The organism is Cellulomonas triticagri, assembly GCF_003696205.1.
Taxonomy (GTDB): Bacteria; Actinomycetota; Actinomycetes; order Actinomycetales; family Cellulomonadaceae; genus Cellulomonas; species Cellulomonas triticagri.
Map to the genome: position 1 here is coordinate 1 of NZ_RFFI01000077.1, position 22,278 is coordinate 22,278.

At 75.6% G+C, this 22,278-nt stretch carries 19 protein-coding genes; 15 read left to right on the forward strand and 4 right to left on the reverse strand.

The features are described from left to right. Together EBM89_RS13625 and EBM89_RS13630 are read left to right on the forward strand one after the other, a co-directional pair. The coding region (locus EBM89_RS13625; protein WP_147463555.1) for an MFS transporter at nt 1-665 on the forward strand (665 nt) is incomplete at its 5' end. Nucleotides 666-967: 302 nt separating this feature from the next. Further along, complete coding sequence (locus EBM89_RS13630) at nt 968-1,171, forward strand: cold-shock protein (RefSeq protein ID WP_122149970.1); 204 nt, start codon at nt 968-970, stop codon at nt 1,169-1,171. Between the two features lie 145 nt (nt 1,172-1,316). Here EBM89_RS13630 and EBM89_RS13635 read toward each other — a convergent pair whose 3' ends face one another. Continuing rightward, nucleotides 1,317-2,129: a spermidine synthase gene (locus EBM89_RS13635; protein ID WP_199732127.1), complete on the reverse strand. Its 813-nt coding sequence runs from the start codon at nt 2,127-2,129 to the stop codon at nt 1,317-1,319. A gap of 201 nt (nt 2,130-2,330) precedes the next feature. Between EBM89_RS13635 and EBM89_RS13640 the strand changes: the two genes are divergently transcribed. The 3 genes from EBM89_RS13640 to EBM89_RS13650 are packed head-to-tail and all read left to right on the forward strand — an operon-like array spanning nt 2,331 to nt 4,640. Further along, entirely contained in the window at nt 2,331-2,774 is a 444-nt protein-coding gene (locus EBM89_RS13640; protein WP_122149972.1) for an SAV_6107 family HEPN domain-containing protein, read from the forward strand. 25 nt (nt 2,775-2,799) lie between these two features. Next, complete coding sequence (locus EBM89_RS13645; protein ID WP_199732128.1) at nt 2,800-4,218, forward strand: DNA polymerase IV; 1,419 nt, start codon at nt 2,800-2,802, stop codon at nt 4,216-4,218. A 38-nt stretch (nt 4,219-4,256) separates the two neighbouring features. After that, on the forward strand, nt 4,257-4,640 hold the full coding sequence (locus EBM89_RS13650; protein WP_122149973.1) for an SCO2097 family morphological protein: 384 nt from the start codon (nt 4,257-4,259) through the stop codon (nt 4,638-4,640). Between the two features lie 363 nt (nt 4,641-5,003). Here the strand turns inward: EBM89_RS13650 and EBM89_RS13655 are convergent, their stop codons facing one another. The 3 genes from EBM89_RS13655 to EBM89_RS13665 are packed head-to-tail and all read right to left on the reverse strand — an operon-like array spanning nt 5,004 to nt 9,474. Continuing rightward, on the reverse strand, nt 5,004-7,247 hold the full coding sequence (locus EBM89_RS13655) for a transglutaminase TgpA family protein (protein WP_122149974.1): 2,244 nt from the start codon (nt 7,245-7,247) through the stop codon (nt 5,004-5,006). Further along, complete coding sequence (locus EBM89_RS13660; protein WP_122149975.1) at nt 7,244-8,461, reverse strand: DUF58 domain-containing protein; 1,218 nt, start codon at nt 8,459-8,461, stop codon at nt 7,244-7,246. The genes EBM89_RS13655 and EBM89_RS13660 overlap by 4 nt, the downstream gene beginning before the upstream one ends. Beyond that, the gene (locus EBM89_RS13665) at nt 8,461-9,474 is read right to left on the reverse strand and encodes an AAA family ATPase (RefSeq protein ID WP_122149976.1); all 1,014 of its coding nucleotides are present in this window, start codon (nt 9,472-9,474) and stop codon (nt 8,461-8,463) included. Before EBM89_RS13665 ends, EBM89_RS13660 begins: the two co-directional genes overlap by 1 nt. A gap of 450 nt (nt 9,475-9,924) precedes the next feature. Here EBM89_RS13665 and mraZ point away from each other — a divergent pair, with 450 nt between their 5' ends. From mraZ to murG, 10 genes are all read left to right on the forward strand, one after another. After that, a complete protein-coding gene (gene mraZ / locus EBM89_RS13670) occupies nt 9,925-10,359 on the forward strand; it encodes a division/cell wall cluster transcriptional repressor MraZ (protein ID WP_122149982.1) in 435 nt (144 codons plus the stop codon). A gap of 277 nt (nt 10,360-10,636) precedes the next feature. Next, complete coding sequence (gene rsmH / locus EBM89_RS13675; RefSeq protein WP_122149977.1) at nt 10,637-11,689, forward strand: 16S rRNA (cytosine(1402)-N(4))-methyltransferase RsmH; 1,053 nt, start codon at nt 10,637-10,639, stop codon at nt 11,687-11,689. Next, the gene (gene ftsL / locus EBM89_RS13680; RefSeq protein WP_122149978.1) at nt 11,686-12,105 is read left to right on the forward strand and encodes a cell division protein FtsL; all 420 of its coding nucleotides are present in this window, start codon (nt 11,686-11,688) and stop codon (nt 12,103-12,105) included. The genes rsmH and ftsL overlap by 4 nt, the downstream gene beginning before the upstream one ends. Continuing rightward, nucleotides 12,102-13,982 (forward strand): peptidoglycan D,D-transpeptidase FtsI family protein, encoded by a 1,881-nt coding sequence (locus EBM89_RS13685; protein ID WP_233571735.1) that lies wholly within the window; start codon nt 12,102-12,104, stop codon nt 13,980-13,982. The genes ftsL and EBM89_RS13685 overlap by 4 nt, the downstream gene beginning before the upstream one ends. Before the next feature lie 79 nt (nt 13,983-14,061). Next, on the forward strand, nt 14,062-15,675 hold the full coding sequence (locus EBM89_RS13690; protein ID WP_122149979.1) for a UDP-N-acetylmuramoyl-L-alanyl-D-glutamate--2,6-diaminopimelate ligase: 1,614 nt from the start codon (nt 14,062-14,064) through the stop codon (nt 15,673-15,675). Next, nucleotides 15,672-17,147, forward strand: coding sequence for a UDP-N-acetylmuramoyl-tripeptide--D-alanyl-D-alanine ligase (locus EBM89_RS13695; RefSeq protein WP_122149980.1), 1,476 nt, complete (start codon nt 15,672-15,674; stop codon nt 17,145-17,147). Before EBM89_RS13690 ends, EBM89_RS13695 begins: the two co-directional genes overlap by 4 nt. Next, nucleotides 17,144-18,220, forward strand: a complete 1,077-nt coding sequence (gene mraY / locus EBM89_RS13700) for a phospho-N-acetylmuramoyl-pentapeptide-transferase (protein ID WP_122149981.1) — start codon at nt 17,144-17,146, stop codon at nt 18,218-18,220. The genes EBM89_RS13695 and mraY overlap by 4 nt, the downstream gene beginning before the upstream one ends. Continuing rightward, nucleotides 18,205-19,686: a UDP-N-acetylmuramoyl-L-alanine--D-glutamate ligase gene (gene murD, locus EBM89_RS13705; RefSeq protein ID WP_233571736.1), complete on the forward strand. Its 1,482-nt coding sequence runs from the start codon at nt 18,205-18,207 to the stop codon at nt 19,684-19,686. The genes mraY and murD overlap by 16 nt, the downstream gene beginning before the upstream one ends. Nucleotides 19,687-19,697: 11 nt before the next feature. Beyond that, nucleotides 19,698-20,930 (forward strand): putative lipid II flippase FtsW, encoded by a 1,233-nt coding sequence (gene ftsW, locus EBM89_RS13710; protein WP_122149985.1) that lies wholly within the window; start codon nt 19,698-19,700, stop codon nt 20,928-20,930. A gap of 69 nt (nt 20,931-20,999) precedes the next feature. Beyond that, nucleotides 21,000-22,278, forward strand: a 1,279-nt coding sequence (murG, locus tag EBM89_RS13715; RefSeq protein WP_369408656.1) for an undecaprenyldiphospho-muramoylpentapeptide beta-N-acetylglucosaminyltransferase, incomplete at its 3' end; no start/stop codon positions are given.

Sequence of the window (22,278 nt, forward strand, 5' to 3'; positions counted from 1 at the left end):
GGCGGCCCGCGCCCGCCCGGCCGACCGAGCCCGGCGCCCTGCGCGCCGTCCTGCGCGACCCGGGCGCGTGGCTCGGGTTCTGGATGCACTTCTCCGGGCAGTTCTCCAACCACGTCGTCGTCCTGCTGTGGGGCTTCGCGTTCATCGTGGAGGGGCAGGGTCGGACCTCGGGCGAGGCCAGCGCGCTGCTCACCCTCAACGTCGTCGCCGCCGTCGTCGCCGGACCGCTGGTCGGGCTGCTCGTCGGCCGCCGCCCCGGCTCCCGCACCCCGCTCGCCCTCGGCACCTCCGTGGCCATCGCCCTCGCCTGGCTCGCCGTCGCCGTGCCCACCACCCCCGTCCCGCTCGGCGTGCTGGCCGCCTTCGTCGTCGTCATCGCCGTCGGCGGCCCCACCTCGCTCGTCGCGTTCGACGTCGCCCGGTCGTGCACGCCGCCGTCGCGGCTCGGCACCGCCACCGGGTTCGTCAACACCGGCGGGTTCGTCGGGGCCCTCGTCACCATGCTGCTGGTCGGCGTCGTCCTCGACCAGGTGTCCGACGCCCGCGACCTCGACGCGTTCCGGTCCGCGTTCGCGTGGGTCGCCCTGCCGTGGACGGTCGGCGTCGTCGCCATGCTCGTCACCCGCCGGCAGGCGCGCCGCGCCCACCCCGGTCTGGTGGTCTAGGTCACCTCCCGACCGCTCGGTCAGTGTGCTCGTCCTGTGATCGTCCCGTGATCGGATCGTTGCCTACGGGGCAGTTCCGGGCCCGGGAGAACCATGGCGCGCCGGTGACCTGCGTGAGAAGATCGTCGCGTTGCAGTGACGTACTGACGCTTGACCGGCGCCGGTCGGACCGCCTCGCGGACGACCCGGCACCTTCCAGCCATCCGGCTGGTCCACCCGGTGCAGGACGCGGGATAGGCATTGCGGCACGGTCCGGGGCACGAGGTCCCGCGCCGTCACCGGATGGACAGAAGGACAAGAACATGGCACAGGGTGCTGTCAAGTGGTTCAACGCTGAGAAGGGCTACGGCTTCATCGCCCAGGACGGCGGCGGCGCCGACGTCTTCGTCCACTACTCCGCCATCGACTCCCAGGGCTACCGCTCCCTCGAGGAGGGCCAGCGCGTGGAGTTCGAGATCACGCAGGGCCCGAAGGGCCCGCAGGCCGAGAGCGTCCGCCCGCTCTGAGCTGATCGACCACCCGAGGGTCCTCCGGACCGCACCGGGCTGATCGAGGACGAGGCCGCACCCCGCCGGGGGTGCGGCCTCGTCGCGTTCGTACCGTGCCGCCCTCAGCGTGCTGGCCGTCCCAGGCGGGTCGGCCGGTGCCGTGCTACTCGTCGACCTCGGGGTCCGGCCCGGTCTCCGGGGCGGCGTCGCGCAGCGGCGGCGTCCGTCCGACGAACGCTGCGAGCTCGTCCGCGGTGAGCAGGCGGGCGGGCACGGGGAGCGAGCGCAGGTCGCGCGCGAGCGCGGAGTCCGCGAGCAGGTCGGGGTCGTCGGTGCCGATGACGACGACGTTGCCGTACCGGCGCCCCCGCAGCACCGACGGCTCGGCGACGACGCCGACGTGCGCGAACACCGCGCCCGCCGTGGCCGCCTCCGCCCGCGCCAGCCCGAGCGGCGGCCGGTCGGCGCAGTTCGCCAGGTAGACGCCGCCGGGCCGCAGGGCGCGCGCCACGTCGCGGACGAACTCCTCGGTCGTCAGGTGCTCGGGCGTGCGGTCGCCCGCGAACACGTCGCGCACCACGGCGTCGGCGCCACCGTTCGGCAGGGTCGCGAGCTCGGCGCGCGCCTCGCCCGCCCGCAGCCGCAGCGCGGGGGAGCGCGGGAGGTCGAACCACTCGCGCACGAGCCGGACGAGCTCGGGGTCGAGGTCGACCGCGATCTGCCGGGACCCGGCCGAGCGGGCGTGCACCCACCGCGCGAGCGCGCACCCGGCGGCGCCCAGGTGGACCGCGCGCAGCCCGCCGTCCGCGGGGAGGTGGTCGAGCACGGCCGCCATCTGCTGCATGTACTCGAAGTCGAGGCGCTCCGGGTCGGACAGGTCGAGGTGCGAGCTCGGCACGCCGTTGACGAGCAGCGTCACCGCGTCCGGGTCGTCGGGGGAGCGCTGCACCTCGGCGGTGCCCGTGGTGATCGGCACGGGGCCGGACGGCCAGCGCGGCTCCGCGGGGCCGCGCGAGCCGCGTGTCGGTGGCCGGTGCGACTCTTGTCCTGGTCGGGCCGGTCGGCTCGACCTGCTGCTCGATCCGGACCTGTCGCGACGTGCCACAGGATCACCGTACGGGTTGACGCGTTCGAACAGGTGTTCGATACTGGGGAAGTCGAGAGAGGGAGGTGCGCGATGTCGGTCAACACCCTTCGTGCCCCGCGGAGCGCGGCGCCGGGCGTCCCCGGTCTGCCGAGCCGTGCCACCGAGCTGCTGGAGCGGGCGGACGCCGAGCTCGTGGCGGCGCAGTTCTCCTCGGAGCCCTGGGAGCAGTTCACCCACGCCCACCTGGCCGCGCTGCGCGCCGGTGCGGCGGTGCTCGCCGTCCGTCGACCGCTGTCGGGCCGTCGCGCGCCGCGCACGGTCTGGGACCTGCTCGACGCCGCGGCCCCCGAGCTCGGACGCTGGTCCGGGTACTTCGCCGGCGGGGCCGGGCTGCGCGCTGCCGTGGACGCCGGGCGGTTCGACGCCGTGTCGAGCGCCCGCGCCGAGGAGGTCCTGTGCCACGCCGAGGACTTCCTGGACGTCGTGCGTGCCGAGCTCGAGGGCGCAGCGCTCGCCGACGCGCACGCGGGGTGAACGCCACGACGCGGGCGGGCGCCCCGTGAGCCGCGGGCCGCGGGCCGAGCTGGCGCGCCGCGACTGGGGCAGCGAGGAGGACGGCTGCTCCATCCTGCACGTCGACATGGACGCCTTCTTCGCCTCGGTGGAGCTCGCGCGCCGACCCCACCTGCGTGGGCGACCGGTGGTCGTCGGCGGGTCCGAGCGCTCGGTCGTGCTCGCGGCGACCTACGAGGCCCGCGCGTTCGGCGTGCACTCCGCGATGCCGATGTCGGCCGCCCGGCGGCTGTGCCCGCAGGCCGTCGTCGTGCCACCGGACCACGCGGCGTACCAGGAGGTCTCGCAGCGGGTCATGGCGGTGCTGCGCGACGTGACCTCGCTCGTGGAGCAGGTCAGCGTCGACGAGGCGTTCCTCGACGTGAGCGGTGCGCGCCGCCGGCTCGGCAGCCCGACCCGGATCGCCGCGCTCATCCGCGAGCGGGTCCAGGCCGAGCACGGCATCACGTGCTCCGTGGGGATCGCCGCGACCAAGTTCGTCGCGAAGCTCGCGTCCGGCCACGCCAAGCCCGACGGCGTGCTGCTCGTGCCGCGCGCCGCGACCGTGCCGTTCCTCCGGGTGCTCCCGGTCGGCGCGCTCTGGGGCGTGGGGGAGCGGACGGCGTCCGCCCTCGAGCGCTGGGGCATCCGGACCGTCGCCGAGCTGGCCGACAGCGACGTCACGACCGTGCAGCGCGCGGTCGGGCGGGTCAGCGGCGCGCACCTGCACGACCTCGCCTGGGGGCGCGACCCGCGCCCGGTCGTCCCCGGTCGGGACGAGAAGAGCATCGGGGCGGAGGAGACGTTCGCGGTCGACATCCACGACCTGCGGGTCGTCGAGAGCAAGGTGCTCGAGCTCGCCGACCGGTGCGCGGGGCGGCTGCGGGAGCAGCGGCTCGCGTCGCGGACCGTCGCGATCAAGGTCCGCACGTCCGACTTCCGCACGCTGACCCGGTCGCGCACCCTCCCGCAGCCGACGGACGTCGGCCGCGAGCTGTACCTCGTCGCGCGGGACCTGCTGGCCGCCGTCGACCTCGGGGGGCTGCCCGTGCGGCTGGTCGGCGTCCGGGCCGAGGGCCTGGTGCCCGCGCGGGACGCGGTCCGGCAGCCCACGCTGGACGAGGCGGTGTCCGGCAGCGCCGACGCCCGCCGCGACGCCGAGGTGGTGATGGACCTGGTGCGGGAGCGGTTCGGTCGCTCCGCGATCGGGTCCGGGACGCGCGCCGTCGGCCGCTCGGAGCGGGCGCCCGGGCAGAGCCCCGCCGCGGGTCTGGCGCCCGAGGTGGACCCGCAGGTCGTGGGGCCGGGTGCGGCTCGGCGCGAACGGTCCGGTGGCCCGGAAGGTTCCCGCGGACCGGTGTCCGCAGCATCACCCCGTCCTGGACGCCGCCCGACTACCGAGTTCGCCGAACGCCCTCTATCCTGAGGTCAAGAGAGTCCCGACGGCGGAGCACGGGGGTAGGAATGCCTCTCTCCGAGTACGAGCAACGTGTACTGGAGCAGATGGAGCGGCAGCTCACATCTGATGATCCCCGGCTCGCCAACACGCTCACCTCGCGTGGACGCAAGCCGGTCATGCGGTACGTCCTGGGCGGCATCGGTGCCGTCGTAGGTCTGCTGCTGCTGGTGGGCGGCGCTGCGTCGTCCGAGGTGTGGTTGGGCGTGCTCGGCTTCGTCGTGATGTTCGCGTCCGTCGCCATCGCGTTCACCCGTCCGCGCCGGACGGCGACCGGACCCGTCGGCGTCGTGCGCCCCGACGGCACCGCGTCCCGGCCCGCCCCGCGGAAGAAGGGGTTCATGGACCGCATGGAGGACCGCTGGGACAAGCGGCGCGAGCAGGGTCGCTGACGCCGCACGCCCGTCCCGACGGACACCTGGGTCGACCCGCTCGCTGAGCGGGTCGACCAACCGCTCCTGCATGTGCGCGGATCCACCCGGCGTGGGCGATGAGCGAGCAGGTGCGTGCATGCGCGCCCGCGACGGCCGTGCGCGCCACCGCGCGCACCGGTGACGGAGACGGGCGCGCCGTGTCCGACGCCCGCCGGCACCGCGCACGCCGGCCGGCACCGCGCACGCCCGCCGGCACCACGCACGTGCCCACCGCCACCGCGCACGCCTTCCGACCCTGGCGTGAACCTGGTCGCCGCCGCCCGTCGGAGCCCGGCTGCCGGTGCGCACGGGCGCCACGGACACCGGTCGTGACGCCCGGCGTCAGGCCGTGGCCGCCTCGGGGGGCGGTGCGCTCGCCTGACGTCGTCCCTGCGAGACGTCGGTGAGGACGGCGCCGACCCAGCCCTGCAGCTCCTCGGGGGTGTGGGCCTCGGGGTCGGGTGCGTAGCGCTGCCGCTCCACGGCGGTCGCGAGGGCGGCGAGGGCCCGGTCCGCGTCGGGACCCAGGGGGCGACCCCGTCGCGCAGCGACCTGCTGCCGCACGGCGGCGACGGCCTGGCGCGGGGTGTGCGCGTCGGCCCAGCCGATGCCAGCGCGTCGGAGCCGGTCGCGCAGGCGCTGCCAGGCGACCTCGGGGGTGAGGCGCCCGGCGGGACGGCGCCGCCGCAGGACGGTCACGACGAGAGCGGCTGCTGCCCCGGCGACGAGGACCCCGAGGAGCGCGACGAGGGGGCCGCGGGGGGTGCCCGGGTCGGGGGCGCCCGGGAGCGCGGAGCCGTCGTCGTCGGGTCCGGTGGTCGTGGTGCTGCTGGGCGCGGCGCTGGGCTGCTGCGCCGCGGAGGTCGGGGCGGCGCTGGGCTCGGACGCGCGGAACGGGTTGCTCCAGGACGGCGGGGGCCCGGTCTGCACGGCGGGGGTGGGCTCGAACCGCACCCACCCGGTGCCCGGGAAGTAGAGCTCGGGCCAGGCGTGCGCGTCGGCGCCGGTGACGCGGTAGAGGCGGTCGGAGCCGAGGTCGCCGGGCAGGAACCCGACGCCGAGGCGGGCGGGAATCCCCAGGGTGCGGGCGAGGACCGTCATGGAGGTGGCGAACTGCACGCAGTACCCGCTGCGGCTCTGCAGGAAGTCCCACACGGCGTCGTCGCTGGACCCGGCCTCGACGGTGGTGTCGTACCGGAACTGCGTGCTGTCGCGGAAGTAGGTCTGCAGGGCGAGGGCCTGGTCGTAGGGCGTCGCGGCTCCGGCCGTGATCTCGGCGGCGAGGCCGCGCAGGTCCGCCTCGTGGTCGGTGCCGGGGACGTCGAGGTACGCCTCGATGCCGTCGGGGAGGTCGCCGGTGGCGCCGCGCAGCAGGTCGGGGGTGAGGTCGGGGACCTCGACGGTCATCCGGTAGGTGGTGTCGACGTCGGTGCGCTGCCGGCCGACGACCTCGTCCCGGGCGGGGTCGTAGCTCCAGGGGCCCTCGATGTCGACGGTGCGCGGGAAGGTGCTCACGGGCAGGCGCTGCTCGCGCAGCGCCCCGACTTCGACGTCCACGGCGGCTAGGGTGCCGCGCCCGGGGTCGGGTGCGGCGCCGACGAGGTCGGGGTCGGAGGCGAGGAGGCCGTCGCGGTCCCACTCGGTGAGCTCGGCGTTCGCGTCGCGCTGCCAGGAGCGTCCGTCGAAGTCCCGGAGCGTGAAGGACCGCAGGGGTCCGACGAGCCCGGCGGTGGCGGCGGCGATGTCGTCGCCCTCGTCCTCGTTGGACACGGAGTACCGCAGCACGACCTGGTTGGACTGCTGGCGCAGGCTGTCGCGCAGGTCGAGGTCGTCGGCGAGCCGCACGGGTCCGACGGCGCCGGTGCCGACGTCGGGCAGGTCGACCCAGGACCAGGCGGGCACGGCGGCGACGAGGGGCCCGGCGACGAGGGTGACGGCGACCAGCGCGGCGGAGCCCGCGAGGACGGTGGCGGCGCGTCGTCCGCCGCGGTCGCGGGCGGCCGGGGGTTGCGCGAGGGCGAGCAGCAGGAGGTACGCGAACCCGGTGCCGGCGAGGGCCCACGTGCTGCCGCTGAAGCCGAGGACGACGCCGGGGGTCCACACGGCGACGAAGGCGATGCCGGTGAGCGCGGGCATCCCGCAGCCGACGGCGAGCAGGTCGGCGGCGAGGAACACGAGGACGGCCGCGCCGACGACGATCATCTCGACGGGCGGCCAGGCGGTGAGCGGGACGACGGAGCTCTCGATGAGCTGGGACGCCTGCGCGATGACCTGCCCGGCGCGCTCGACGGTGGCCGGTCCGACGAGCAGGGGGTTGCCGCCGGGCGGGGTGGCGTACCAGGCGAGCAGGACGTAGGCGGCGACGACGAGGCCGGTGGCCGACGGGATCCAGGGGGAGCGGGTGACGGAGCGGACCCCGCCGACGAGCAGGGCGGTGGCGCCGACGGCGAGCGCGGCGTGCCAGGTCCACGACCCGGGTGCGAGCAGTCCGGCGAGGGCGCCGAGCGCGGTGACCGTGGCGACGGCGACGAGGGCGGTGGCGGTGGGGGACCGCCAGCCGTGGCGCAGCGCGCTGCCGCCGCTCACGCGGCACCTCCGGTGAGCCGCCACCAGGTCCCGGCGAGGTCGTCGCCGGGGTCGGCCTGGACGACGCGCCACCCGGCGCGGCGCAGGGCCGTGGCGGTGGCGTCGGCGGCGGGGTCCTCGGTGCCGCGCACGACGGCCCAGCCGGGGCGGGTCTGGCTGACCCCGGCGAGGGCGGCGCGGCCGTCGGTGCCCTGGGGTCCGAGCACGGCGACGACCAGGCCGGAGCCGCCGTCGGTCTCGTCGAGCCCGCGGATCTCGGCGAGCAGCGCGTCGCGGGCGGCGGCCGCGGTGTCGTGGCCGGTGAGGTCGACGGTGGCCTCCAGGAGCTGCTGGCGCCCCGGTGCCTCGACGCGGGTGGCGCGGGGGTCGTCGACGGCGGTGCCGGTGAGCAGGTGGGTGGGGTGCCCGGCTCCGTGCATCGCGAGGGCGACGGACGCGGCGAGCGAGATGCTCCACTCCAGGTCCTCCCCGGCGGGCGGCTGGTCGAGGAGCACGGTGACGGGGCGCATGCCCGCGCGCTCGTCGGACCGCACCACGAGCTCGCCGCGGCGGGCGCTGCTGGGCCAGTGCACGCGGCGCAGGTCGTCCCCGACCCGGTAGTCCCGCAGGGCGGCGTCGTCGGCGGCGGGGGAGCGCGCGCCGACGACGGACCGCTCGGGCTCGGCGACGAGGAGCTCGCGGGGTGCGGGCAGGTCGGCGACGGCCGGCCACACGGTGAGGGTCTCGCGCTCGCCGAGGGTCGCGCGGACCTGGGCGACGCCGAACGGGTCGGTGCGGGTGACGACGAGGGGGCCGAGCGCCCAGCGGCCGCGCCGGGTGGCCTGCACGGGGTACCGCAGCCGGACGGCGCGCGGCTCGCGGGAGACGGTGGCGCGCAGGGGGCGTCCGCCGGACAGCTCGACGGCGGCCTGCTCGCGCAGCCGGAGGTCGGCGAGCCGGGCGCGGGACGCGCCGCGGGTGAGCGCGACCTCGACGTGCACGTCGGCGCTGCGTCCGGCGTGCACGGGGTCGGGGCGCACGGTGCGGCGGGTGCGCAGCCCACGCCCGCGCCCGGGGTCCACGAGGCCGACGCCGAGCAGGCCGAGCAGCACGAGCAGCACGGGGAGCGTGCCGAGCGTGAGCAGGTCGGTCGAGCCGAGGGCGGTGCCGGTGGTGGCGACGGCGGCACCGAGCACGAGCAGCCCGGTGCCGCGCCGGGTCGGGCGCAGGCGCATCAGCCCGCCGCGGCGGTCCGGTCGCGGACCCCGGAGCGCACGGGCGCGGCGGCGGGCACGGCGGTGCGGGCGACGAGGTCCGCGACGACGTCCTGCCCGGACCGGCCGGACAGCCGGGACTCGGCGCTGAGGATGAGCCGGTGCGCGAGCACGGGCTCGGCGAGCCGCTGCACGTCGTCGGGCAGGACGTGGTCGCGCCCGTGCACGGCGGCGAGCCCCTTGGCGGCACGCAGCAGCTGGATGGCGGCGCGCGGCGAGGCGCCGAGGCGCAGCGCCGGGTCGTCGCGGGTGGCCGAGACCAGGTCGACCACGTACTGCTTGACGGCGGTCGACGCGTACAGGTGGCGCGTGGTCTCGACGAGGCGGGCGACCTGGGCGGCGTCGGTGACGGGCTGCAGGTGCGCCAGGGGGTCGGAGGTCTCCTGGACCTCCAGCATCGCGAGCTCGGCCTCGGCGCTCGGGTAGCCGACGGTCAGGCGCGCCATGAACCGGTCGCGCTGCGCCTCGGGCAGGGGGTACGTGCCCTCCATCTCCACGGGGTTCTGGGTGGCGACGACGAGGAACGGGCGCGGCAGCGGGTACGTGGTCCCGTCGACGGTGACCTGCGCCTCCTGCATGGACTCGAGCAGCGCGGCCTGCGTCTTGGGGGAGGCGCGGTTGATCTCGTCGCCGATGACGACGTGGGAGAACACGGGACCCGGGCGGAACTCGAACTCCTGGGTCGCGGACCGGTAGATGGTGACGCCGGTGAGGTCGCTGGGCAGCAGGTCGGGCGTGAACTGGACCCGGCCGACGGTGCAGTCGATGGTGCGCGCGAGCGCCTTGGCGAGCGTGGTCTTGCCGACGCCGGGCACGTCCTCCAGCAGGAGGTGCCCCTCGGCGAGCAGCACGGCCACGGCGGTGCGGACGAGGTCGGGGCGGCCGGTGACGACGCCCTCGATGCCCTCGCGCATCCGGTCCGTGACGGTGATGAGCTCGTCCATCTGGGACGCGTCGGGCACTGCTCGCGGCATGGGGGTCCCCCTCGGTCGACTGGGGGAAGCCTAAGCGGACACGGGGCGGCGCGGGAGGTGATCTCACCCCTGACCGGGGTGACCGCCCTCCGGGTGCCTCCACTTCCCTCCCCGCACCGACGCCGTCGCTGCGCGCCGGGGCGGTCGCAGGTGGGTCGCGGGTCTCTGACCTGCGCGGACGTCGGGGAGGGTCCGGAGATCCGTCGGGCGGGGCGCCGGCCTCGGACGCGCCGGGCGGGATGGTGACCCCGCATTCCCTCCACCGCGCTCCACCACTCATGACCTGCATCAACACCTCACTTTCACCCTGGTGCGCCCGATTCCACGAGTGCAGGTGGAGCGAAGTGGAGTACCGTGGAGCCATCGGGTGCCGGAAGGTGCCCGACCGCGCGGTCCGGGGAGGAGGGCGACGTGGGGTTCGAGCAGACGCTGGCCGGACTCGGCGCCGCCGTGCCCTTCCTCGGGACGCACACCCCCAAGCTGGACGAGAAGGGGCGGCTGATCCTCCCGGCCAAGTTCCGCCCCCAGCTCGCCCAGGGTCTGGTGATGACCCGGGGTCAGGACCGCTGCCTGTTCCTGCTGCCGCTCGACGAGTTCGCGCGGATGCACGACAAGCTGCGCCAGGCCCCCGTCACCTCGAAGCAGGCGCGGGACTACCTGCGCGTGTTCCTGTCCGGTGCCTCCGACGAGACGCCGGACAAGCAGGGGCGCATCTCGATCCCCCCGATGCTGCGCGCCTACGCCGGGCTCGACCGGGACGTCGCCGTGATCGGCGCCGGCACCCGGGTCGAGATCTGGGACCTGGAGGCGTGGGAGACGTACCTGGCGGAGCAGGAAGCCGGGTACGCCGAGACCGCCGAGGAGGTCTTCCCCGGCGCGTTCTGACCAGCACGACCCGCACGACCCGCACCACCCAGCACCACCCAGCACCACCACGCACGACAGCACCACCCGCACGGCAGGGACGACGGCCAGCACCACCGCCCGGCGAGACCTCCCCCCGGCAGCTCTGACGCACTTCCCCGCGTCAGAGGGCCGGTGGGGGATCTGGTCGGACGGCGGAGGGGCCGCCCGACCATCCCCGTCGTGAGCACGACCCAGCACGACCGAGCACGACCCGGCACCAGCCACCACCCCGCACCACCCCCGAGAGGAGGCCCGCATGGCCGAGCGCGACGCCGCCGACCGGCACGTCCCCGTGCTGCTGCAGCGCTGCATCGACCTGCTGGCCCCCGCGCTCGCGGAGCCCGGCTCGGTGATGGTGGACGCGACGCTCGGCATGGGCGGGCACACCGAGGGCGTCCTGGACGCCCTGCCGCACGTCCGCGTCGTCGGCATCGACCGCGACCCGCAGGCGCTGGCGCTCGCGTCGGCCCGGCTCGCCCGGTTCGGCGACCGGTTCACGCCGGTGCACGCGGTGTACGACGAGATCCCCGAGGTCGTCGAGCGTCTGGGCCTGCCCGGTGTGCAGGGCGTCCTGATGGACCTGGGCGTGTCCTCGCTGCAGCTGGACGAGGCCGAGCGCGGCTTCTCCTACGCGCAGGACGCGCCGCTCGACATGCGGATGGACGCCACGCGTGGCCGCACCGCGGCGGAGGTGCTCAACACCTACGCCGAGGAGGACCTGGTCCGGGTGCTGCGCGAGTACGGCGAGGAGCGGTTCGCCGAGCGGATCGCGCGCCGGATCGTGCAGGCGCGGGAGCAGGCGCCGCTGGAGCGCACGTCGGAGCTCGTGGACCTGGTCCGGGCGGGCATCCCCGCGGCGGCGCGCCAGACGGGCGGCAACCCGGCCAAGCGCACGTTCCAGGCGCTGCGGATCGAGGTGAACGACGAGCTCGCCGTGCTGGCGCGCGCCGTGCCCGCGGCGGTGGAGGCGCTGGTGGTCGGCGGGCGCATCGTCGTGGAGGCGTACCAGTCCCTCGAGGACCGCCTGGTCAAGCGCACGTTCGCCGCGGGGGCGGAGATCAGCGCCCCGCCCGGGCTGCCGGTGGTCCCGGACACGCATGCGCCGTTCCTGCGCCTGCTGACCCGCGGGGCGGAGGAGGCCGACGCCGTCGAGCTCGCCCGCAACCCGCGCTCGCAGTCGGTGCGGCTGCGGGCCGCCGAGCGGCTGCGTCCGACGCCCGAGCACCTGCGCCCCGGCGCCGCACCGGCACCGCGCACATCCCGCAGCAAGTCCCGCAGCACCCGACCCGGACCGAGGAGACCCGCATGAGCGCCGAGCACGCCACCGCGCGGGTGAGCGCCCCGCGCGTCCGCCCCCGCTCCGCCCCCGCGACGTCGGCGCCCGCGCCCCGGCCCCGGCTGCGCGTGGTGCGCCCGCCGGCCCAGGCGCGCACCCACGTCCCGTTCGTCGTCACCTGCATGGCGATCCTGGCGGGTGCGCTGCTGTCGGCGCTGCTGCTGAACACGCAGCTCGCCGCCGGTGCCTACGAGACCCGGACGATGGACGTGCGCCTGGCGGAGCTGGCGCGCTCGGAGCAGCAGCTCTCGGCGGAGATCGACGCGAACAAGTCGCCCGCGCAGCTCGCGGCGCGCGCGACGGAGCTCGGCATGCAGCCCGCGGGCGCGACCGGCTGGCTGCGGTTGGCCGACGGCACCGTGTCCGGTGGTGTGGAGCCGGCCCCGTGACGGGGGACACCCGCACCCCGCGCCGCACGGCGGCGCCGACGCGCCCGGGTCGTGCCGTGCGCCCGGCCCCCGCGGGCAGCGTCCCGACGCCCCGCGGCCCGTCGGGCCCGTGGAGCCCGCGTCGTGCGGGTGGGCCGAGCATCGCCCTGCTGGACCGGCGCCGCACGGTGCTGGTGGTGCTGGTGGCGCTGCTGCTCGTCGTGTTCACCGGTCGCCTCGTGTGGCTGCAGGGCGTCGCGGGCCAGGAGATCGCCGCCGACGCGCTCAAGGGCCGGCTGACCTCGGCGCAGCTCGTCGCGTCGCGCGGGCAGATCACCGACACCAACGGGGAGGTGCTGGCGACGTCCGTCGACCGGTACAACATCTCCGTCAACCAGAACCTGGTCGCGGACTGGAGCGCCCGCGTCGACGGCACCACCTACGAGGGCGCGGCGGGCGCCGCGGAGCTGCTGGCACCGCTGCTGGACGTGAACGCTGCCGAGCTCGGGGCGACGCTCGACGGCGACGCCGGCTTCAAGTACGTCGCGAAGGGCGTCCTGCCCGAGGTGTGGCAGGCCGTGCGCGAGCTGCGGATCAACGGCATCGGCGCGGAGCAGGTCGCCGAGCGCGTGTACCCGAACACGAACCTGGCGGGCAACGTGCTCGGCTGGGTCAACGGCGAGGGCGTCGGCGCGCAGGGCATCGAGTCCGTGCTGAACGAGGAGCTCACGGGCACGCCGGGCAGCACCGTGTACGAGCGCGGGCGCGGCGGGCAGCAGATCCCCGGCGGCTACGAGGAGTCCACCCCGGCCACCGACGGGCGCAGCGTGCAGCTCACCCTGAACGCGGACCTGCAGTGGAAGGCGCAGCAGGCCATCGAGGCGCAGGTCGCGGCGACGGGGTCGACGTCCGGCTCGATCGTCATCGTGTCCCCGAAGACGGGGGAGATCCTCGCCATCGCGGAGTCCCGCACGATCGACCCGAACAACCCGGGGGCGACGACCGACCTGTGGGGCGGGTCGAGCTCGGTCTCCGACGTCTTCGAGCCCGGGTCGACGGCCAAGATCATCACGCTCGCGGCGGCGATCGAGACCGGCCTGGTCGACCCGTACACGCAGTTCGAGGTGCCGTACCAGTACACGACCTCGAACGACCAGACGTTCAAGGACTCCCACGAGCACGCGGGCCAGCGCCTGACGACGACCGGCATCCTCGCCCAGTCGTCCAACACCGGCACGGTGATGATCGGCCAGAACATCCCGCAGCAGGTGCGGTACGACTACCTGAAGAAGTTCGGCTTCGGCACGAAGACCGGCGTGGAGCTGCCCAGCGAGTCCGCGGGCATCCTGCACGACGCGGACCGCTGGGACGGGCGCACCAAGTACGCCGTGCTGTTCGGCCAGGGCGTGTCCGTGACCGCGCTGCAGGCCACCGAGGTGTTCGCCACCATGGCGAACGGTGGACTCCGCGTCGCCCCGCACCTGGTGAAGGGCTGGACGGAGCCGGACGGCACGTTCACGCCCGCGCAGGCGGCGGAGCAGACGCAGGTCGTGTCCCCGGAGACCGCGAGGACCGTGCTGTCGATGATGGAGAGCGCCGTCGACGGCGGCACCGGCTCGACCGCGCAGATCCCCGGTTACCGCGTCGCGGGCAAGACGGGGACGGCGCAGAACTGGATGGCGGACGGCTCCCAGGGCATCACGGCGTCGTTCATCGGCGTCGCGCCGGTGGACGACCCGGAGATCGCCGTGAGCGTCGTGCTGCACAACCCGTCGTCCTCGGTGTGGGGCGGCACGGTCGCGGCGCCGGTGTTCGCTGACGTCGCGGGGTACGCGCTGACGGAGCTCGGCGTCGCGCCCAGCGGCACGCAGCCCGAGCTCTACCCGACCGAGTGGTGAGGTCGGCCGCGCCGGCCTGCCGGTCCCATACCACGTCCGCCGGGACGGCCGGTCCGGCGCCTCGCGGTAGATTCACCTCATGACGTCCCCGCAGGGCCGGCTGCGCCCGGAGCACCCCCACAGCCGCCGGGTCGCCGACCTCGCCGACGCGTTCGCGCTCGTCACGGCGGGTGGCGCCGGCGTCCCGGACGACCTCGAGACCACGGGTGTCACCGTCGCGAGCGGCGACGTGCTGCCCGGCGACGTGTTCGTGGCGGTCCCCGGTGCGCGCACGCACGGCGCGGCGCACACCGCGCAGGCCGTCGCGAGCGGCGCGGTCGCCGTCGTGACCGACGCCGCCGGCGCGGCCGTGGTCGCCGGGATCCCCGAGGCGGCGCACCTGCCGGTGCTGCTGGTCGAGGACCCGCGCGGCGTCGCGGGGCACCTGGCCGCGTGGCTGCACGACCACCCGGGCCGCCGCGTGACGACGGTCGGTGTGACCGGCACCAACGGCAAGACCACCACCACGTACTTCGTGGAGGCGGCGCTGCGGCGCGCGCACGAGAAGACCGTGGTGATGGGCACCGTCGAGCTGCGCATCGGCGACGAGGCCATCGAGAGCCCCCGCACCACCGTCGAGGCGCCGGTCGTGCAGTCGATCCTCGCCGCCGGGCTGGAGCGCGGGGCCACTGCCGCCGTCATGGAGGTGTCCTCGCACGCGCTCGCCCTCGGCCGCATGAACGGCCTCGAGGTCGGCGTCGCCGGGTTCACCAACCTGCAGCGCGACCACCTGGACTTCCACGGCGACATGGAGGGCTACTTCCAGGCCAAGGCCCAGCTGTTCCGCGCCGGGCACGCGCAGCGCGCGGTCGTCGTCGTGGACGACGCCTGGGGCCGCCGCCTGGCCGAGGAGGCCGAGGTCCCGGTCGACACCGTCGCCACGCACGTCGGCGCCCCCGAGGCCGCCACCGCCGACTGGGCGGTCACCGAGGCCGACATCGGCCTGGACGGCGTCGGCTCGTCGTTCGTGCTGCGCGGGCCCGACGGCACCGAGCACCGTGCGGCCAGCCCGCTGCCGGGCCTGGTCAACGTGTCCAACGCCGCGCTCGCCGTGGTGCTCGCGCACCGCGCGGGCGTCCCGCTGGCCGACGCGATCGACGCGGTCGCCACGGCGCACGAGATCCCGGGCCGCATGGAGCGCGTCATCGAGCGCCGCCCCGCGCCCGACGAGCGGCCGCTGTGCCTGGTCGACTACGCGCACACCCCGGACGCGCTGGTGCTGGCCCTGGAGGCCGTGCGCCCGATCACCCCGGGGCGCCTGGTGATCGTCTTCGGCTCCGACGGCGACCGCGACCAGGGCAAGCGCCCGATCATGGGTGCCATCGCCGCGCGCCTCGCCGACGTCCTCGTCGTCACCGACGAGAACCCGCGCTCGGAGGACCCCGCGTCCATCCGCGCCGCGATCCTGTCGGGGGTGCGCGAGGAGCGCCCCGACCTCGCCGACGTGCACGAGGCCACCAGCCGCACGCAGGCCATCCACGACGCCCTCGACCTCGCCACGGAGACGGACACCATCATCATCACCGGCAAGGGCCACGAGCCGACCCAGGAGATCGCCGGGGTCTTCCACCGGTACAACGACCGCGACGTCCTGCGCGCCGCCGACGCCGACCGCACCGCGCGGGCGCACGAGCAGCAGGGGCAGCACGCGTGATCGCGCTGACCGCCGCCGAGGTGGCGGCCGCGACCGGCGGGCGCCTGCACCACGTCGACCCGGCCACCGTGGTCACCGGGCCCGTCGTGGTCGACTCGCGCCAGGTGGAGCACGGGTCGTTGTTCGTCGCCCTGGCGGGCGAGCACGTCGACGGTCACGACTACGCCGCGCGTGCCGTCGCCGCCGGCGCGGCGGCGGCCCTCGCGGCGCGCGAGGTCACCGCGGAGGACGGTGCGCCCGTCCCGGCGGTGCTGGTGGACGACGTCGAGCGCGCGCTCGGCGACCTGGCCCGCGACGTCCTGGCCCGGCTGCGGGAGGCCGCCGTCGAGCCCGGCGGTGCCGACCTCAAGGTCATCGGCGTCACGGGCTCCGTCGGCAAGACCACGACCAAGGACCTCCTGGCGCAGCTCTGCGGTGCCGCGGGCCCGACGGTCGCGCCCGAGAAGTCGTTCAACAACGAGATCGGGCTGCCCCTCACGGTGCTGCGCGCCGACGAGCAGACCCGGTACCTGGTGCTCGAGATGGGTGCGTCCGGCATCGGGCACCTGCGCTACCTCACGGACATCGCGCCGCTCGACGTCGCGGTGGTCCTCGTGGTCGGGCACGCCCACCTCGAGGGCTTCGGCGGCATCGACGCCGTGGCCCGCGCGAAGGCCGAGCTCGTCGAGGGCCTGGTGCCCGGCGGCGTGGCCGTGCTCAACGCCGACGACCACCGCGTCCTCGCGATGGCGGAGCGCGCACCGGGACCGGTCGCGACCTTCGGCACCACCACCGGCGCGGACGTGCGCGCCCGCGACCTGCGCGTCGACCGCGCCGGACGGGTCGGGTTCACGCTCGACGCCGGGGCCGTGCCGCCGCGGGACGGGGCGACCGCCCGCGAGACCGCCGACGTCCAGCTGCGGCTGGTGGGGGAGCACCACGTCCCCAACGCCCTGGCCGCGGCCACCGCCGCGCTCGCCGTGGGGCTGCCGCTCGCCGACGTCGCCGCCGGGCTGTCCGCCGCCGACGCGCTGAGCCCGCACCGCATGCACGTGGTGGACCGGGCCGACGGCGTGACCGTCGTGGACGACTCGTACAACGCGAACCCCGACTCCATGCGCGCCGCGCTGCGCGCCCTCGCGGTCCTCGCGGGGCGCGAGCGCCGGTCGGTCGCGGTGCTGGGGGAGATGATGGAGCTCGGCGCGGACTCCCGCACCGAGCACGAGGCGATCGGCCTGCAGGTCGTCCGGCTGAACATCGGCCTGACCGTCGTGGTCGGGCCGGGGGCGCTGGGCATCGCGGCCGGCGCGCAGCGCGAGGGGTCCTGGGGCGACGAGGTGGTCATGGTGGACGACGTGGACGCGGCGGCGGAGCTGCTGCGCACCGAGCTGCGCCCGGGCGACGTCGTCCTGGTGAAGTCCTCGAACGACGCCGGGCTGTGGCGCCTGGGCGACCTGCTGGTCGCCGAGGGCACGACGGAGGTGCGCGCGTGATCTCCGTCCTCGTCGCCGGTGGCGTCGCGATGGTCGTGGCGCTGCTCGGCACCCCGCTGTTCATCAAGCTGCTGGTCGCCCGGCAGTACGGCCAGTTCATCCGCCAGGACGGCCCGACCGCGCACTACACGAAGCGCGGCACGCCGACGATGGGCGGCGTCGTCATCATCGCGGCGACCCTGCTCGGCTGGGCGGTCGCGGCCCTGGTCTCGGGCAACGTGCCCAGCGCGTCCGCCGTGCTGGTGCTGTTCCTCATGACGGGGCTGGGCGTCGTCGGGTTCCTCGACGACTACATCAAGATCTCCCGGCAGCGCAGCCTCGGGCTGTCCGCGAAGTGGAAGATCGTCGGCCAGGGCTTCGTCGGCATCACGTTCGCGGTGCTCGCGCTGCAGTTCCCCGACGCGACCCTGCGCACCCCGGCGTCCACGTCGATCTCGTTCATCCGCGACACCGGCCTCGACCTGGCGTTCGCCGGGGCGACGATCGGCGCGATCCTCTTCGTGATCTGGGCGAACTTCCTCATCACGGCCTGGTCCAACGCCGTGAACCTCACCGACGGCCTCGACGGGCTGGCCACCGGGTCCTCGCTCATCGTGTTCGGCGCGTACGTGATCATCTGCGTCTGGCAGTTCAACCAGCGCTGCGCCCTGACCGCCGGCGCCCGGTGCTACGCCACCCGGGACCCGCTGGACATGGCCGTCGTCGCCGCCGCGATCACCGGCGCGTGCTTCGGGTTCCTGTGGTGGAACGCCAGCCCCGCCAAGATCTTCATGGGCGACACCGGCTCGCTCGCCCTCGGCGGTGCCCTCGCCGGCCTGTCGATCGTCACCCGCACCGAGGTGCTGGCCGCGATCATCGGCGGCCTGTTCGTCATCATCGTGCTGTCCGACGTCATCCAGATCGGCTTCTTCAAGATGACCGGCAGACGGGTGTTCAAGATGGCACCGCTGCACCACCACTTCGAGCTCTCGGGGTGGGGCGAGGTCACCATCGTGATCCGGTTCTGGCTGATCGCGGGGCTGTTCGTCTCGCTCGGCATCGGCATCTTCTACGCGGAGTGGGTGACAGGCTGACCGTGGGCGGCTCCGACCTGACCAGGGACGCGCTGGCGTCGGCGCGGGTCGTCGTCGCCGGGCTCGGGGTGTCCGGGCGCGCGGCCCGCGACGTCCTCGCGGGCCTCGGCGCCCACGTGACCACCGTGGACGACCGCGCCGCCGACGCGGACACCGACGTCACCGGTTTCCTCGCGCACGGCGCGCTGGGCTCCACCGACGTCGTGGTGGTGTCGCCGGGCTGGCCGCCGACGCACCCGCTGCTGGTCGCCGCGCGGGCCGGGGGCGTCCCCGTGTGGAGCGAGGTCGAGCTCGCGTGGCGGCTGCGGGTCGACCGCGCCGCGGGCGGGGGACCCGCGCCGTGGCTCGCCGTCACCGGCACCAACGGCAAGACCACCACCGTCGAGATGCTCGCGTCCGTGCTGCGCGCGGCCGGGCGCCGCACGGCCGCCGTCGGCAACGTCGGCACACCCGTCGTGCTCGCCGCGACCGACCCGGACCTCGACGTGCTGGCCGTCGAGCTCTCCTCGTTCCAGCTGCACCACACCACCTCGATGGCCGCGCAGGCCGCCGCGGTGCTCAACGTCGCCGCCGACCACCTCGACTGGCACGGCTCCCTCGACGCCTACGCCGAGGACAAAGGTCGGGTCTTCACCGGTGTCGAGGTCGCGTGCGTGTACAACGCCGCGGACCCCACGACCGAGCACCTGGTGCGCGAGGCCGACGTGCAGGACGGCGCGGTCGCGGTGGGCTTCACCCTCGGCGCGCCCGGCGTCGGCCAGGTCGGCCTGGTGGACGACGTGCTCGTGGACCGGGGGTTCACCGCCCTGCGGCACACGCACGCCGGCGAGCTCGCCACCGTCGCCGACCTCGCGCACCTGTCCGGCGGGGCCGGTGCCTCCGGCCTCGCGCCGCACGTCGTGCAGAACGCGCTCGCCGCCGGAGCCCTCGCCCTCGCGCACGGCGTCCCGCCCGAGGCGGTCCGCGACGGGCTCCGCGCCTACCAGCCGGGCGCGCACCGCATCGCCACCGTCGCGGACGCCGACGGGGTCCGCTGGGTGGACGACTCCAAGGCGACGAACGCGCACGCCGCGGCCGCCGCGCTCGCCGCCTTCGGGCCCGGCAGCGTGGTGTGGATCGCGGGCGGCCTCGCCAAGGGCGCCACCTTCGACGCCCTCGTCGCCGCCCGCGCCGACCGGCTGCACGCCGTCGTGCTCATCGGCGTCGACGCGGGGCCGCTCGCCGACGCGCTCGCCCGACACGCCCCGGACGTCCCCGTCGTCCGGGTCGATCCCGGTGACACTGGGTCCGTGATGACCCGCGCCGTGACCGAGGCCGCCCGCCTGGCGGCCGCCCGGGCCGCGTCCGCGGACGGCACCACGGTCCTGCTCGCCCCGGCGAGCGCGTCCATGGACCAGTTCGCCTCGTACGCCGCGCGGGGAGAGGCGTTCGCCGCCGAGGTCCGCGCCCGGCACCCGAGGGGGTGACCCCGGCGCCGATGGCCCAGACGACCGACGCACCGGCACCCGACGCCGCGCCCCCGGGGCGCTCCCGCCTCGGGCAGTGGAACAGCGCCGTGACGAGCTACTACCTGCTGCTCGGCGCGACGCTGCTGCTGCTCGTCATCGGCCTCGTCATGGTGCTCTCGTCCTCCTCGGTGGAGTCCCTCGCCGACGGCGGCTCGCCGTACGCGGTGTTCCTCAGCCAGGCGCAGTTCGCGCTCATCGGGCTTCCGCTCATGTGGCTCGCGTCGCGCGTGAAGCCCACGACGTACCAGCGGTTCGCCTGGCCGCTGCTCGGCGCCGGCGTGGTGCTGCAGCTGCTCGTGTTCACGCCCCTCGGGCGGAGCAAGGGCGGCAACACCGGCTGGATCTACCTGCCCGGGTTCTCCGCCCAGCCCTCCGAGGCGCTCAAGCTCGCCCTCGCGGTGTGGCTCGGCATGATCCTGGTGCGCAAGCAGCCGCTGTTCGACGACTGGAAGCACGCCGCCATCCCGGCGCTGCCGATCGCGGCCGGGACCGTCGGGCTCGTGCTGCTCGGCCGGGACCTCGGCACGGCGATGATCATGCTGATCCTCGTCGCGGGGGCGCTGTTCGTCGCGGGCGTGCCGATGCGGATCTTCGCGGGCGCCGGGCTGCTCGCCGGGGTCGCCGTCGCCGTCATGGCGATCGGCAGCGACAACCGCACCGCGCGCATCCTCAACCACTTCTCCGGGGACTGCGACGAGGCCGCCGGGTGCTACCAGACCAAGCACGGGCTCCAGGCCATGGCCACCGGGGGGTGGGGCGGCCTCGGCCTCGGGGCCAGCCGCGAGAAGTGGTCCTACCTGCCCGAGGCGCACAACGACTTCATCTTCGCGATCATCGGCGAGGAGCTCGGCCTGATCGGCACGCTGCTGGTGCTCGCGCTGTTCGGCGTGCTGGCGTTCGCGATGATCCGGATCATCGCCCGGCACCGCGACCCGTTCGCCCAGATCGTCACCGGTGCCGTCGCGGCGTGGATCATCGGGCAGGCGCTGGTGAACATGGGCGTCGTCATCGGCCTGGTGCCCGTCATCGGCGTGCCGCTGCCGCTGGTGTCCGCCGGGGGCTCCGCGCTGATCACCACCCTCGTCGCGCTGGGCGTCGTGCTGTCGTTCGCGCGCACCGAACCCGGGGCCGCCGAGGCCCTGGCCGGTCGCCCCAGCGTCGTGCGCCGCTCGCTCGCCGTGATCGGCCGCACCCGTGCGTGACACCCCCCTCGGCGCCGGACCGCACGACCTGCGGTCCGGCCGCCCGCACCACCCGAACCGGAGGACCCCGTGACCGCACCCGACGCCATCCCCCCGACGGACGCCGACGACGCGACCACGGCCGTCCCCGCGGTGCCGGACGCGGGCGAGCCGGGTGCGGCGGGCGAGCGGGGTGAGCCGGGGGTCGTCCCGCCGCGTGCCGTGCTGCTCGCGGGCGGCGGCACAGCCGGGCACGTCAACCCGCTGCTCGCCGTCGCGGAGGAGCTGCGCGCCCGCGACCCCGAGCTGCGCCTCGCCGTGCTGGGCACCGCCGAGGGTCTGGAGTCCCGGCTGGTGCCCGAGCGCGGCCTCGACATGCACGTGGTGCCGAAGGTGCCCCTGCCCCGGCGGCCCACCCCCGACTGGTTCAAGCTGCCGCGGATGCTCCGCCAGGCCGTCGACGCCGCCGGTGCCGCGATCGACGAGGTCGGCGCGACCGCCGTCGTCGGGTTCGGCGGTTACGTGTCGACCCCCGCCTACCTCGCGGCCCGCTCGCGCGGCGTCCCGGTCGTCGTGCACGAGCAGAACGCCCGCGCGGGCCTCGCCAACCGGCTCGGCGCGCGCCAGGCCGCGGCCGTCGCCGTGACGTTCCCCGGCACCCGGCTGCCGCACGCCCAGGTCACCGGCCTGCCGCTGCGGCCCGAGATCGCCGGGCTGCTCGCCGACCGCGAGGCCGACCTCGACGGCAGCCGCCGCCGCGCCGCGGCCGAGCTCGGGTTCGACCCCGCCCGGGTCACGCTCCTGGTCACCGGCGGCTCGCTCGGCGCGCTGTCGCTGAACCGGGCCGTCGCGGGTCAGGCCCGCGAGATCCTCGCCACCGGCGTCGAGGTCCTGCACCTCACCGGCACCGGCAAGGCCGAGGAGGTGCGCGCCGCCGTGCGCGGCATCCCGGGTGCCGAGCGGTACCACGTGCGCGAGTACCTGAGCGAGATGGAGCAGGCCCTCGCGGTCGCCGACCTCGTCGTGTGCCGCTCGGGTGCGGGCACCGTCAGCGAGCTCGCCGCCCTCGGCATCCCCGCCGTGTACGTCCCGCTGCCCGTCGGCAACGGCGAGCAGCGGCTCAACGCCCAGCCCGTCGTCGCCGAGGGCGGTGGCCTGCTCGTCGCCGACGAGGAGCTCACCGGCGCGTGGATCGCCGCGCACCTGCTGCCGCTGCTCGCCCCCGAGGCCGCCGACGAGCGCCGTGCCATGGGCGAGGCCGCCGCGCGCGTCGGCGTCCCCGACGCCACCGCGCGGGTCGCGGACCTCGTCGAGGCGGTCCTCGCCGACGCCGAGCGCGCGGCCGCGGACCGGCTCGCCGCGCAGGCGG

Bases quoted from the DNA above. Each gene is read 5' to 3' on its own strand.
- ftsW (WP_122149985.1), top strand. From the start codon at position 19,698: ATGGCCCAGACGACCGACGCACCGGCACCCGACGCCGCGCCCCCGGGG.
- EBM89_RS13650 (WP_122149973.1), top strand. From the start codon at position 4,257: ATGCCTCTCTCCGAGTACGAGCAACGTGTACTGGAGCAGATGGAGCGG.
- EBM89_RS13690 (WP_122149979.1), top strand. From the start codon at position 14,062: ATGACGTCCCCGCAGGGCCGGCTGCGCCCGGAGCACCCCCACAGCCGC.
- EBM89_RS13640 (WP_122149972.1), top strand. From the start codon at position 2,331: ATGTCGGTCAACACCCTTCGTGCCCCGCGGAGCGCGGCGCCGGGCGTC.
- EBM89_RS13660 (WP_122149975.1), bottom strand. From the start codon at position 8,461: ATGCGCCTGCGCCCGACCCGGCGCGGCACCGGGCTGCTCGTGCTCGGT.
- rsmH (WP_122149977.1), top strand. From the start codon at position 10,637: ATGGCCGAGCGCGACGCCGCCGACCGGCACGTCCCCGTGCTGCTGCAG.
- EBM89_RS13665 (WP_122149976.1), bottom strand. From the start codon at position 9,474: ATGCCGCGAGCAGTGCCCGACGCGTCCCAGATGGACGAGCTCATCACC.
- ftsL (WP_122149978.1), top strand. From the start codon at position 11,686: ATGAGCGCCGAGCACGCCACCGCGCGGGTGAGCGCCCCGCGCGTCCGC.
- EBM89_RS13630 (WP_122149970.1), top strand. From the start codon at position 968: ATGGCACAGGGTGCTGTCAAGTGGTTCAACGCTGAGAAGGGCTACGGC.